At 44.9% G+C, this 13,253-nt stretch carries 10 protein-coding genes; 6 read left to right on the top strand and 4 right to left on the bottom strand.

The features are described from left to right. Nucleotides 1–8: 8 nt before the first annotated feature. The 3 genes from KN811_RS06320 to KN811_RS06310 are packed head-to-tail and all read right to left on the bottom strand — an operon-like array spanning nt 9 to nt 3,487. Nucleotides 9–383 (bottom strand): VOC family protein, encoded by a 375-nt coding sequence (locus tag KN811_RS06320; protein ID WP_187965856.1) that lies wholly within the window; start codon nt 381–383, stop codon nt 9–11. Next, nucleotides 380–2,770, bottom strand: coding sequence for a spermidine synthase family protein (locus KN811_RS06315; protein ID WP_187965857.1), 2,391 nt, complete (start codon nt 2,768–2,770; stop codon nt 380–382). Before KN811_RS06315 ends, KN811_RS06320 begins: the two co-directional genes overlap by 4 nt. Nucleotides 2,771–2,791: 21 nt before the next feature. Then, nucleotides 2,792–3,487 (bottom strand): protein-L-isoaspartate(D-aspartate) O-methyltransferase, encoded by a 696-nt coding sequence (locus KN811_RS06310; protein WP_187965858.1) that lies wholly within the window; start codon nt 3,485–3,487, stop codon nt 2,792–2,794. Between the two features lie 274 nt (nt 3,488–3,761). Here KN811_RS06310 and KN811_RS06305 point away from each other — a divergent pair, with 274 nt between their 5' ends. From KN811_RS06305 to KN811_RS06285, 5 genes are all read left to right on the top strand, one after another. After that, complete coding sequence (locus KN811_RS06305; protein WP_187965859.1) at nt 3,762–4,688, top strand: ketopantoate reductase family protein; 927 nt, start codon at nt 3,762–3,764, stop codon at nt 4,686–4,688. Nucleotides 4,689–5,212: 524 nt separating this feature from the next. After that, complete coding sequence (locus tag KN811_RS06300) at nt 5,213–5,545, top strand: single-stranded DNA-binding protein (protein WP_187965860.1); 333 nt, start codon at nt 5,213–5,215, stop codon at nt 5,543–5,545. Between the two features lie 100 nt (nt 5,546–5,645). Then, complete coding sequence (locus tag KN811_RS06295) at nt 5,646–5,909, top strand: hypothetical protein (protein WP_187965861.1); 264 nt, start codon at nt 5,646–5,648, stop codon at nt 5,907–5,909. A gap of 67 nt (nt 5,910–5,976) precedes the next feature. After that, entirely contained in the window at nt 5,977–8,076 is a 2,100-nt protein-coding gene (gene recQ, locus KN811_RS06290) for a DNA helicase RecQ (protein WP_187965862.1), read from the top strand. A 167-nt stretch (nt 8,077–8,243) separates the two neighbouring features. Then, nucleotides 8,244–10,412 (top strand): DUF4910 domain-containing protein, encoded by a 2,169-nt coding sequence (locus KN811_RS06285; protein WP_187965863.1) that lies wholly within the window; start codon nt 8,244–8,246, stop codon nt 10,410–10,412. A 39-nt stretch (nt 10,413–10,451) separates the two neighbouring features. On the opposite strand, the gene KN811_RS06280 is transcribed toward KN811_RS06285, so the two are convergent. Continuing rightward, nucleotides 10,452–11,303, bottom strand: a complete 852-nt coding sequence (locus KN811_RS06280) for an AraC family transcriptional regulator (RefSeq protein ID WP_187965864.1) — start codon at nt 11,301–11,303, stop codon at nt 10,452–10,454. A 241-nt stretch (nt 11,304–11,544) separates the two neighbouring features. Here KN811_RS06280 and KN811_RS06275 point away from each other — a divergent pair, with 241 nt between their 5' ends. Then, nucleotides 11,545–13,164 (top strand): UxaA family hydrolase, encoded by a 1,620-nt coding sequence (locus KN811_RS06275; protein ID WP_187965865.1) that lies wholly within the window; start codon nt 11,545–11,547, stop codon nt 13,162–13,164. Nucleotides 13,165–13,253 lie beyond the last annotated feature (89 nt).

Here is a 13,253-nt window from a genome sequence, read left to right as displayed (position 1 = left end):
CTATCCTTTTATATTCGCCACGGCGGGTTTTTCCTGTTTTCGCCGGCATGGAATAATACCAGCAGGTTACCGTCCGGGTCTTTTAACCTCGCTTCTCTCCACAACCATCTTTTGTCGTTCGGAAGTTCATCAAAAACGATCCCTTTATCCGCAAGGGCCCGGACGTGTTCGTCGAGGTTCTCACATTCAAAATAGACATGTATTCCTTCCCCTTTCGGAAGTTCATCCACAAGGTGAAGTGAAAAGGTGGAATTGCCATCCGGACATTCAAATCGTACGTAATGGGGAAGTGATCTTACAATCAGTTTCAATCCCAGGTTTTCATAAAAAGGGATGGCTTTTGACAGATCTGATGAAGGAGCCGTGACCTGATTTAAGTTCATGATTGATCTGGTTTTAGAAAACTGCTACTAAAAGTAATAAAATAAGCCAAGGCGGCAAAAATCATTAATAAGATAAAACCGCTTTCCAGGGCTATAATGGTCGCTAATGCTGTACTTACTACCGACATACAGCTGTTTATCCCCCACGCCCAGGGAATATTGGCTTTTTCCTGTTGTGAAAGGTACCGTAACCCGAGCGGAAAAGGCATTCCCATGATCACGGCGGGAATTCCGATAAGAATTACGGCCAGGAAAATTTTTACGAAAAAGGGAAAGCCCGTGCCCGCCTGTAATATAGCTGTCAAAAACCATCCATAGAGGAGAAGCAGCACGGTTATGAGAAGAGTGACCTTCCGGAGAACAGCCGGCTTCGGCGATAAACGGGAAGAGAGATAGCTGCCGGTACCGGACAGGAGCAGCATGGTGCCGATAACCGCGGTAATGGCATAGACCGGATGGCCCAGATACAGGGTGAACTGTTGTATGAGGACGATCTCCACAAACATATACCCGATACCTAATCCTGAGAAATAGAAAAGCGTCTGAAGTTTGCCACCACTTTTTTTCCTGAAGCGAAAAAGGGGCAGTACGATAAAGATAATGGCCAGCATTGCAGATTGAACAAAGGTAACCAGGACAATGAGGTACCCCAGTTCCAGGAACGATGCCGACTGCTGTCCGTACAGGCGTTGCAATTGCGGAAAGCTCTTCCACCGGAGAAACTGTGAAAAATAAGGTTGATCGTCAGTAGCCGGCCGGATGTGGAAATCATAATTTTTATAGACGGCTTCCCGGTTTCTGCTAAAAATGGAATCTGTCAGGGAGAACAGGCTTTTGTCTTCAAGATCGTTATAGGTTGTTCTTTCTTCCTCCGTAATTCCGGGGAGTAACAAGGGATCGAAATAAAGCCGTTCACAGAAATCACGTACCGATTGTTGCTGTGCTTCCGTAAAAGGGCTTTTTTTAACGAGGAATGTTATGGTGTTCCAGCTCCGGACAGCTACGGTTTGTTGTAGCGGGGTTTCTATGCCTTTTTGAGAAAGCATCTCGGCGATGCTAGCTGCAGTTTTCAACGGGTTGCGGTATGGGTTGTCTGTCCAACAGGTCACTTCTATAATGCCGTGGTCGCTCAGACGGTCATAGATCAGGGAAAAGGCTTCTGTGGTGAGCAGGTATTCCTCCTGCATGGCCTGCAGGCCAGCCGTTCCGCCAAAAGCGCCGATGTATGGAAGGCAGATCAGGTCGTATTGTTTTCCCGGTTTCCGGAGAAAAGAGCGGGGATCCTGCTGGAACAGCCTGGAATACCCCATATTTCTTTTGGCAAAAGAAGTGATCAAAGGATGAGATTCCGTAGCATCTATGGAAGGGATCCCCAGGTTCAAAAAATGCGATACCCGCATTCCCGTCCCTGCGTTCAGGACCAATACCTTTTCCGGGGAAATGATTTCAGAAGCTATGGCAGAAGTGGTATAGGCCAGTACATCGGTGTTTTTTTCTGCCGTTTCCGGAAATATTGCCCCATACCATTCTCCGTTGTTGAAAAGAGCGTCCACAACGGGGATATCCCCCGGATAGGCAAGGCTGAGCCCTGGAGCATAACGCAGTGCCGGTGAAGAAACGTATTGTACCCAGCCATGAGGACTGTTCCGCTCCCAACAGATTTCCGCATCCGGAAGCAGCAGCGTCCGGTTCAGGCTTTTGTACTGGGAAGAAATAATTTCGGGAGGATAATAATATCCTGCAAATAACAATGGGAGCAGGAGGGGGAAAAATGTGTACAAAAAACGGGGGCTGGAATAAAAGGCCCTTTTTTCCTTGGGTAAAGCAGTTGCTGCCGGGATTACCAATATAGCGGCAATTACGGCCATACCACCGGTTATATATGCTATCCGGGCAGGAGAGACCGTCCAGAACAGAACGATAGCCACCAGTCCGCCTAACCCGGACCCGGTGAGATTGGCAAAATACAGCTTTCCTATCTCCCGGACATATTTTACAAAGACCAGCCCTATGGCCAGGGCGCAGAAAAAGAAAGGAATAAAAAAGATAATGTAGTTCAGCAGTAATTGCCACAGTTGTCGCCGTTCCACAAACAGGAGATAGGTGTCAAACCGGGCAAAGGGCATTCCGGAGACCCGGATAGCCAGGGGCATGCTCAGTCCCGAAAAAAAGATGAGAAAAGGAAGCAGAGCGTTCATATGGCGCAGGAGTGACTTTCTGAAAAGCGATATTACGGTTCCCGCAGCACCGAAACCGAGCAGGGCAATGGAAATGACCATATAGGCGTAGTGATACCATTGCACTATGGAAAGATACTGCATAAGGCTTATCTGGTAAGCGATCATGGCCAGGGATAAAAGACCTATGGAAAGCAGTATTCGATACATACCGGGAGTGTCTTTTTCAGGTTAGTCGCTTCTTGTAAACGGGACGAATCTTACGGGGAGAAGTTTTTGGGTTTTTATTTTTCCATTCTTTTTTTTCACCAGCATAAGGTACTGTGCCGTAAAAGGAGCGCCGACCGGGATCACCATTTTTCCGTCCTCTTTCAGTTGCTCCATGAGGGGAGGGGGAATGTATTCTGTTGCTGCGGTTACGATTATGGCATCGAAAGGCGCGTGTTCTTCCCAGCCGAAGTAGCCGTCCCCCAGTTTTACATGGATATTTTTATACCCCAGATCGCGAAGTTTTTTCTGGGCACGCCTGCCCAGGGAGTCTACGATCTCTACAGTATATACCCGGTCTACGATCTCTGCCAGTATCGCTGCCTGATAGCCCGAGCCTGTGCCGATCTCCAGGATTTTCATTCCCGCCTCGGGACGGATGGTTTCGGTCATATAGGCTACGATATAGGGCTGGGATATCGTTTGCCCGTAACCGATAGGCAGGGGCCTGTCTTCATATGCATACCGTGTTTGCGTTCCGGGTACCAACTGGTGGCGTTCCACGGTGCGCATGGCATTCAGGGTAGCTTTGTCCTTGATCCCTCTGGTTATGAGTTGACTTTCTACCATTTGTTTGCGTTTTTCAGAATAAGTGTCCTGCGCATAAGAATGAAGAAAAAAGAGCAGGCTACACCAAAGAACCGTGGCAGCTTTTTTCATGATCGACTATGATTTTACCTGTTTTACAACTAATTAAATATACGGAAAAAGGACGGGAAGGGCAAAAAGGCCGGGTGAAAGAGGTCATTGCTTTCTCCGGTAATGGGGAGAAACCTGTACATGAGTGTTTTTATACCAATGCAATAAAAAGAAAATTGAGCCTTTGCCTTGACAGGCATCAATAAATCCCGGATATCAACATCCGGACAACATCCATGAATTTTCCAGTGATAATTTTTAATTTTACGCAAAACGAAATCAATAAACGATTGAAATGGAAATACTGGTTTTTGGTATTGGTGGTGTGGGCGGCTATTTCGGTGGCCGCCTGGCAAAAGCAGGCTATCCCGTAACCATGATTGCCCGTGGAAAACACCTCGAAGCGATTCGGCAACATGGTCTGGAAGTAGAAAGTATTAATGGTAACTTTAAGGTTAGCCCTAAACTTGTTACCGATGACTTAACGGAAGTTTCTACTCCCGAACTGGTGATCCTGGCCGTAAAATCCTGGCAGATCCCTGAGGTGGCGGAACAGCTAAAACCTGTCTTGGGCCCGGAAACCATGGTGTTGCCTTTACAGAACGGTGCCGACAATGCCGAAAAACTATGCGAGATTCTTCCGAAAAAAAATGTTCTGGCAGGGCTGTGTCATTTGATCAGTTTTGTGGAAAAACCGGGGAAGATCAAACATGTTTCCTTTGAACCGCGTATCACTTTTGGCGAGACCGATAATTCAAAAACCAACCGGATAAACCGTTTGACAGACATTTTTAACAGGGCGGAGATTACGAATACAAACCCCGAAAACATTCAGCTCGAGGTCTGGAAAAAGTTTCTCTTTATTGCAACCATCAGTGGAATTGGCGGATTGACCAGGGTCCCTATCGACAAAATTCGCGAAAGTGATTATTTATACAGAGTGATGCAGCAAACCGCAGCGGAGATCAAAGCAGTGGCCCTTGCCAAAAATATTCCGCTGGATGAAAGCCATGTTCAAAAGGCGTTTGAGATTATTAATACCCAGCCTGCCGGGACCACGGCCTCGACCCAGCGCGATATCATGGACGGAAGACCATCCGAACTGGAAAATTTTAACGGCTATATCGTAAAACAAGGTAAAGAACTCGGTGTTCCCACCCCTGTAAATGAAATGATCTATGAATGTTTACGGCCTATGGAATTGAAAGCCAGAACAGAATAGCGGTATTGAATGATGTACCCCTACTGTGTATTTTGAACAAAAAGTTTCTTTCGGACAGCATTTTTTACCTGATATTATTTCCACCATAGTATATCCCCGTTTTTTGCTTTTTTGCAGGAAGAAAAAATGGAAAAACATCCTTAAAAGATATAAGCCGGTAGAAATCTGTATCTGTGGTATTCAGATGAACAATATAAGGTTTACTGGTACTTTAAATTCCTTTACCTAACCCTGGCAAACTTTGTGGCTGAATTTTTCGGCACAAGAACAAATTTTATCGGCTGCAAGGTGTTATTCCGGAAAATTTAAAAAAACAGCTAAAAAAAATGTTTCGCGAGGTGTTTTGTAATTTTATGGTAATCAGTATTATATTCGTTTTTAATTAATTACAATCATTTACAACCGTTTACAAACGAAAGTAATCGTTTAACAACCGGATAAACAGCTATTGGGGGTTTAAGTTTGCCCTGTTGGATTTTTCAAGTCCGATTGTAATAACTGTTTAACCTTAAAATTTTAGTATTATGAACGCCATTAGAAACAAGGTGCAACTCATTGGAAGATTGGGTCATGATCCCGAATTTATCAATTTTGAAGACGGGAGCAAGATAGCCCGGTTCTCCCTGGCCACCAACGATAATTATAAGAACAAGAACGGAGAAAAGGTAGAGCGGACCTACTGGCACAACATAGTGGTCCGTGGCAGCCTGATCAATGTAGTGGAAAACTATGTAGAGAAGGGAAAGGAAATTGCCGTAGAAGGTAAACTGACCACAAGGTCCTGGGAAGATGAAAAGGGGAACAGGCGCTATATCACGGAAATTCTCTGTCACGAAATGTTGTTGTTGGGCAAATGATAAGGAAATGTCAGATCAGGAGCCCCAGATTCCAGAAAACTCTGGAATCTGGGGTTTAAATCAGTTTCTTGTATCTGTGTGAACTTTTAAGTGTTTAAAAATGAAGATCACCGACCTTAACGAACAGGCAGAAAAGTTGCCAAGGAGGCTAAAAAATCCTATCTTAGCACTGATCGAAATGAAAACCGACAGCGACATGGAGAAGGTGCTTCACAAAATTGAAAATATAGAAAACCGTTTGGAAAGCAGAATGGATCTTTTAGAAAAAAAGTTGGACATCCAGTTTAAGACTTTGCTTTGGGTTATTAGTATCGTTTTTGTTGTGATGACCACCTTAATGTCCTTTTATAAATTCTTCGGATAGAATTAACATATTCCACCCTTTCACATTCTAATCCTCTCACTTTCTCACCTTCTCATCTTCTCACATTATGATCGATACAAATAATATTTTACAAGTTCTGAAAACACATTTCGGATATGACAGTTTTCGTCCCAATCAGGAACGTATCATTACCGAAATACTCGGAGGAAAAGATGTACTTGCCGTAATGCCGACGGGAGGAGGAAAATCCCTGTGTTTCCAGTTACCGGCTTTAATGATGCCAGGCATGGCTGTGGTTATATCACCGCTTATAGCACTGATGAAAGACCAGGTAGATGCCCTGCGGGCCAATGGTATAGAAGCTGCTTATTACAACAGTGTCCAGTCACCCGATGAACAGTCTTTGGTGCTGTCCGGACTCCGGGAGCAGCGATTGAAATTGTTGTACGTGGCCCCGGAGAGCCTTCCGCAGTTAATTCCCCTGCTCACTGGTGTTACCATAAATCTGGTAGCTGTGGATGAAGCCCATTGCATATCTGCCTGGGGGCATGATTTCCGTCCGGCATATACCCGTTTGGGAAACCTGAAAGAAATACTTCCGGAAACCCCGGTGGTGGGCTTTACAGCTACGGCAGACCAGGCTACAAGAGAAGACATACTACACCAATTGAACATCCCCGAAGCCTCGCAGCACATTGCCTCCTTTGACCGGAAAAACCTTTATCTCGATGTCCGGCCGGGAAATAATCGTATCCGGCAAATACTGGATTTTTTGCGTGCCCGTCAGGAAGAGAGTGGCATTATCTATTGCCTCAGTCGTAAAGGAACAGAAAAACTGGCAACAAAGTTGCAGCAAAATGGTTATGAAGCCAGGGCATATCACGCCGGAATGTCTCCTGAAAAGCGAACAAGTGTTCAGGAAGATTTTATTCATGACCGGGTTTCCATAGTGGTGGCTACCATCGCCTTTGGTATGGGGATAGACAAGAGTAATGTCCGTTGGGTCATTCACTATAATATGCCCAAAAACATAGAGGGATATTACCAGGAGATAGGCCGTAGCGGGCGTGATGGACTCCCGGCACATACTTTGTTGTTTTATAGCTTCGCTGATGTGGTACAGTTGCGAAAGTTCATGGATGATTCGCCTACACGGGAATTTCAACTGGCCAAACTCGAACGTATGCAGCAATTTGCAGAGGCCCTGAGCTGTCGCCGGATAGCCTTGCTCAATTACTTCGGGGAACACCTGTCTGAAAATTGCGGGAATTGTGATATTTGCAAAAATCCGCCACAATATTTTGACGGTACTGTACTTACCCAGAAAGTGTGTTCTGCCGTAGCGCGGCTAAAAGAAGAGGAAGCTCTGGGCATGGTGGCAGATGTTCTCCGGGGCGCACAAAATGCCGCTGTTTTTGAAAAAGGGTACAACCGGGTAAAGACCTATGGGACCGTAAAGGATATCTCATGGAGGGACCTGCAGCAATATATCATTCAGATGATCAACCAGGGAATACTCGAGGTTCGTTTTCACGAAAACGGCCGCCTGGCATTGACCCCACTGGCCAAAGCAATTTTGTTTGAAGGTAAAAAAGTACAGCTGGCAACCCTGGTACAACCTGTTAAAGAAACCGCTAGGTCAAGGGAAAAAGAAGCTCCGGATGATGCCCTGTTTGGAAAATTGCGCAAACTCCGCTCTGCTATTGCACAAGAAGAAAATGTCCCCGCATATATCGTTTTCAGTGACGCTACCCTGAAGGATATGGAGGCCAGGTTACCGGCCAATGAGGACGAATTTGACCAGGTCAGTGGAGTAGGAGAGGTGAAAAAGAAAAAATATGCAGGCCATTTTCTGAAGGTCATAGCAGAACACCGGGAGGAATTGTTAAAACAACTGCCCACACAAGACCGTACCTTTATGCTTTACCGGGAAGGACTGACCGTTGAAGAAATAGCGAAAAAACGGGAATTGAAAACAGATACGATACTGAGTCACCTGCTAAAAAAGCACGAAGAAGGAGAAAAAATAGAAATAGACCAGTTTATTTCATCCGGAGAGATCAAGGCCGTAGGGAAGGCCCGGGAAGCCCTCGAAAATCCGGAAGCCCTGCGCCCGTATTTCGAATACTTCAAAGGAGAAATACCTTATTGGAAGATCCGGTTCGGATTGTATCTGATAGAAGAAGCGGAATTTCAGAAAAAATAACTCATTAAGGAAGAGCTGTTAATTTTTGTAACACTTTTGATTGCAGATCGTCTAAATTCTTAGAACAGGATTGAATAAAATTACAGAAAAATATAACTGAAAAACAACAACTCAAGGAGGTGAAGCCGTATTGGCGAAATTCCTGACCAACCCTAAATTCCAATCCCATGAAAAAACTGATTTCCTTTGTGGCTTTGACACTGAGCGGGTGTATCTTATTTGCCCAGAAAAGTGGTGTAATAGATAAACTAAGTTCCGATACCGGGCTGATATTGAACGATTCCATAACCAGATTACTGATTCATCACAGCTCCGGAGATCGTGCTTATAATTACGTACAACAAATTTCATTGTGGGACCGTCAGCAAAATACGGGGAAATATAATGATGCCGTTGACTGGGTAAAGCAAAAAGCACAGGAATTCCGGTTGGAAGATGTGGAAGTTGAAAAATATGTTGCCGACGGGAAAACCAGTTATTTTGGAGATACCCCCCAATCGTTCTGGATAGCAGAAAAAGGAGAGCTCTGGTCACTGAAACCCTATAATTACAAGATCACATCCTATGCCGATCTGCCTATGTCCCTGGTAAGGAACAGCTATTCTAAAAAGGCAAAGGCAAAACTTATAGATATAGGTGCCGGGACAGAAAAAGATTATGAAGATAAAGACCTTGCCGGAAAGATCGTCCTTACTTCTAATTATCCTTCCGGTGTTGTAAAAAAAGCGGTTTGGGAAAAAGGGGCTATTGGTATCATATCACATTATTCTGTTCCCTACTGGGATAAATCCAACCGCCTGCAAGGCGATTTTGCCGATCAGGTAGGATGGGCGGGTATACCCAGGGTCGAAGATAAGGCCAAAGAATACTTTGCCTTTATGATATCCGAACGCAGGGCTGAAGAGTTGCGGGAATCCCTGAAAAAGTACGGAGAGATGACGCTTTATGTCGATATAGACACGAAATCCCAGGCAGATGATTTTGGCGTAGTCAGTGGGGTTATAAAAGGTTCGAAATATCCGGATGAAGAAATTGTGATCACGGCCCATATAGATCACTATAAGCCGGGAGCAAACGACAACGCTTCGGGAAGTGCCGTGTCATTGGAAGTGGCCAGAACCCTGAACAATCTTATTCGTCAGAAAAAGATAAGCCGGCCGCTGAGGACCATACGCTTTTTGTGGGTTCCCGAATTTACAGGTACAAAAGCGTGGTTCTCCAGGCATTTTAAAGAGAATAAAAAGCGAATTTTAAACCTTAACCTGGATATGCTCGGTGCGGACCTGAAGAAAACCAATTCATTTTTTAATATCAGCTACACCCCGGATTGGAATGCGTCTTATATCAATGCCTTTTCCTCATCGATCGTGGACTTTCTGAATAAATACAATAACAACAGGTATCCCGTGAGAAAGGATTTTCAGATCATTTCAGTAAACGGGAGCAGAAACCAGATCAATGCATCGATGCACTCCTATACCAGGGGTTCTGACCATCAGATATTTAATGATTTTGGTATTCCGGGAGTTGCGTATAGTACCTGGCCGGACAATTATTATCACTCCAGCGAGGACACCCCGGACAAAGTAGATCCTACACAGTTGCACAGGGTGGCCTTTATAGGGCTGGCCTCAGTAATAATGACAGCTTATGGAGATTCTTCAAATGTATCAGATATTATGAACCTGGTGGAAATGTACGGGAAAAGACGACTTAAAAATGATGAGTTTGAAGCCAGAAAATTGTTGTTGGGTTCATCCGATATTCAAAACGACCTCGGGTTTTCTTCAAAGATCATTCAGTATGCCTACAAAAGAGAAAAAGAGGCTCTTAGATCTTGTTTGTTGTTTTCCGGGGACAGGAGTACCAAAAAAATTATAGAAGAAAAGATAGTGTTGTATGACCAGGAAGAAAAGTTGATATTAAACGATATACAAGCCCTGGCAAAGAACCTGAATGGAGGTGAAGACATAGCGCCCCGGGCATCTTCGTCAAAGGAGAAAGAGGCGGAGAAAATAGTTCCTGTACGGATAAAAGGCAAAGAACTCAATGCATTCTATTCTACCTATGATATACTCGGTGAGGAATATTCCGGTAAATACGAGGAAATAGAACAGGAAATAGAAAAAGTATTGAATATACTCCGAAAGCGCGAAGCAGGAGAGTTGAGGATATACCAGTTTGAAGATGTAATAGCCAGTTACAGCGATGGCCGGAAGTCTGTTTTAGATATTCGCGATGCATTATATGCCGAGTATAAAATAGAAATCCCTCTGGAAGTGATCGCCAATATTTTTGAGGTCTTTGAAAAAGCAGGAGTATTCCGGTTCAAATAAAACATTTTGAGGGTTTTGTAAAAATAGCCCTTAACTATCTCAATCGGTTCCTCCGCGATATTCCGAAGGCGCTACGCCTTTGCTGCGTTTAAAGATCCTGTGAAAATAGGAAAGACTGTTAAATCCGGAGGCATAACATACCTCAGAAATGGATCTGGAAACATTTTCTTCCATTAAAGATTTACAGGCAAAACCGATCCGCAGGTCGTTGAGGAATTCTATAAAGGATTTTCCTGTTTTTAATTTAAAATACCGGCAAAAAGCCGTTTTGTTCATTCCTGCATAAGAAGCGATCTCCTCCAGGGAGAGTTCTTCCTGGAAATGTTGCATGATATACTGAAGTACCTTGTTCAGTTTTTTATCGCCGGAATTAAATTGTTTTATCCATGCCGGGGTGGCCAGATGTTCTTTTTTCTTTTGTTGAAGCAGGTACAATATTCGCAGAAAGTGCAGGGTGTTTTCCTGGATATTGCCGTTTACCGTTTTTTTAAAGGTCTTGCAGGCTTTTTTCCCGGGAAACGGGAAAAACAGCCCGGTAACAGCGTGGTTGATCAGGTTGGGGATATAACCAAACTCAACAGAGTTTCCGGAAAATCCCCCGATGAATTCCTCGCCAAAATGTATAACGTAGGCTTCGGATATGTCTTCTTCTTCCGGAAATGAACTGCTCAAAGTCTCAAACATATGCGGAAGGTGAGCGCCGATCAAAAATACGCTTCCCGGTTGATAGGGGCCAATATAGTCACCGACATATATCGTACCCCGGCCTTTGGAAATATAGACCAGTTCATATTCCGGATGGTAATGCCACAACTTCAGGAATTCCTTTTCCCGGTGGTGTGAGGCTTTAAAATTTGTCTCCAGGTTTTTATGCAGGAAATGCAAATCCATAAGGCATTTTTTAACGAAACGGCATGTGAGCAAATATTGTACAAATAAGAGCAAAGATATAAGAACTTTTCCGTAGAAAAACTGTTTACTTTTGAAATTCCCGGAAGATTGTTCTCCCGGGATCGGAAAAACTGGTGATCAGTGGTCAGTAATCGGTATTCGGTTTGTAAGATATCTGAGATTGATAAACTTCACCGATTACCAAACATCGCCATTGTTAAAAAAATACAATACAGCATAATTGGAACGATATCTAAAAATACACTCCGGAGACAACGTAGCCGTAGCCCTTACGGATCTGAACGAAAATGACAGGTTCGAAATAGACGGGAATGACGTGCAACTGGTACAGGATATACCCGTAAAACACAAATTTACCCTGAACGCTATGAATGAGGGAGACACCATCTGCATGTATGGTGTGCCGGTAGGGAAACTGACCACCGGGCTCCCGGCGGGCAGTATGCTTACCGTAGAAAATACCAGACATGTGGCAGCTCCGTATCACATAGGAAAACAGGAATACCGCTATCAGCCGCCGGAGGTAGACAATTATACCGACCGTACTTTTCAGGGCTACCACAGGAAAGACGGACAGGTGGGAACGGCCAATTACTGGTTGTTCATCCCCCTGGTATTTTGTCAGAACAGAAACCTGAAAGTGTTACAGGAAGCCCTGGAGACTGAACTCGGCTTCCGTAGAGAAAACCCCTATAAATTACAGGTCAGGGAATTGGCCGGGAAATTTCAGGGCAGAACACAGGAAGGGACAAACACTGTGGAAAAAAATAAGGTATTCCCGAATGTAGACGGCATAAAATTCCTCATTCACGAAGGAGGCTGTGGCGGAACACGCCAGGATACCCAATTGCTGGTAAACCTGCTTGCAGGTTATATACGCCATCCCAATGTAGCAGGGGCCACCGTGCTCAGCCTGGGATGTCAGCACGCACAGATCGCCATGCTCGAAGAAGCCCTGGGGCAAACCGGGGAGGAGCTGGGGAAACCGCTGCTTTTCTTTGAGCAGCAACAGTATTCTTCCGAACACACCATGTTGAACGAGATCATTCACGACACTTTCGAAGGGCTCAGGAAAGCCAACAATTGCCGGAGAACCTCGGCCCCCCTTTCCAAACTGACCCTCGGGCTGGAATGTGGTGGTTCTGATGGTTTTTCCGGGATCTCCGCCAACCCGCTGATCGGTGTGGTCGCAGACCGGATCAACGCATTGAAAGGGAAGAGTATTCTGTCTGAGTTCCCCGAACTGTGTGGTGTGGAACAGGATCTGATAGATCGTTGTACTACCAGGGAAACCGCCGGAAAATTCGTACGCTTAATGCGAAACTACGAAACCAGGGCACAAGAGGTCGGCTCCGGTTTTGATATGAATCCCTCTCCCGGAAATATCAGGGACGGATTGATTACCGATGCCATAAAATCTGCCGGAGCGGCGACAAAGGGGGGGAGAAGCCCCATATCGGACGTATTGGATTATGGGGAATACGCTACCCGAAAAGGCCTTAACCTGCTTTGTACGCCTGGGAATGATGTAGAATCGACAACCGGATTGGCCGGAGCAGGGGCCAACATCATCCTTTTTTCCACCGGCCTCGGAACTCCGACAGGAAATCCGGTCTGCCCCGTGGTGAAAATATCGTCCAATTCCATGCTCCCCGAAAAAATAAATGATATTATCGACTTTGATGCCGGGAGGCTTTTTTCCGAAAGCAAATCGCAAAAGGAACTGGCCGACGAATTGATGGAACTCATTATTGCAGTGGCGAGCGGAGAAAAACAAACCTGTGCCCAAAAACTGCAACAGGATGATTTTATTCCATGGAAAAGAGGAATTTCATTGTAAAATACGAAGTGTGAAGTTAGAGGGATGAAGTATTTTAGTGATAATGACGGAGTAAAAAAGTTAAAAGGAGTGAAGTAAAGAGGAAGTAT

Origin of the sequence: Sinomicrobium weinanense (assembly GCF_018863395.1) — a bacterium.
GTDB lineage: Bacteria > Bacteroidota > Bacteroidia > Flavobacteriales > Flavobacteriaceae > Sinomicrobium > Sinomicrobium weinanense.
Note: the sequence above shows the minus strand (reverse complement) of the source record. Positions and strands in the feature narration are given on the sequence as shown.

Coding starts and splice junctions, on each gene's coding strand:
- KN811_RS06315 (WP_187965857.1), bottom strand. CDS start 2,770: ATGTATCGAATACTGCTTTCCATAGGTCTTTTATCCCTGGCCATGATC.
- KN811_RS06285 (WP_187965863.1), top strand. CDS start 8,244: ATGAAAAAACTGATTTCCTTTGTGGCTTTGACACTGAGCGGGTGTATC.
- KN811_RS06305 (WP_187965859.1), top strand. CDS start 3,762: ATGGAAATACTGGTTTTTGGTATTGGTGGTGTGGGCGGCTATTTCGGT.
- KN811_RS06300 (WP_187965860.1), top strand. CDS start 5,213: ATGAACGCCATTAGAAACAAGGTGCAACTCATTGGAAGATTGGGTCAT.
- KN811_RS06320 (WP_187965856.1), bottom strand. CDS start 383: ATGAACTTAAATCAGGTCACGGCTCCTTCATCAGATCTGTCAAAAGCC.
- KN811_RS06280 (WP_187965864.1), bottom strand. CDS start 11,303: ATGGATTTGCATTTCCTGCATAAAAACCTGGAGACAAATTTTAAAGCC.
- KN811_RS06310 (WP_187965858.1), bottom strand. CDS start 3,487: ATGAAAAAAGCTGCCACGGTTCTTTGGTGTAGCCTGCTCTTTTTTCTT.
- recQ (WP_187965862.1), top strand. CDS start 5,977: ATGATCGATACAAATAATATTTTACAAGTTCTGAAAACACATTTCGGA.
- KN811_RS06295 (WP_187965861.1), top strand. CDS start 5,646: ATGAAGATCACCGACCTTAACGAACAGGCAGAAAAGTTGCCAAGGAGG.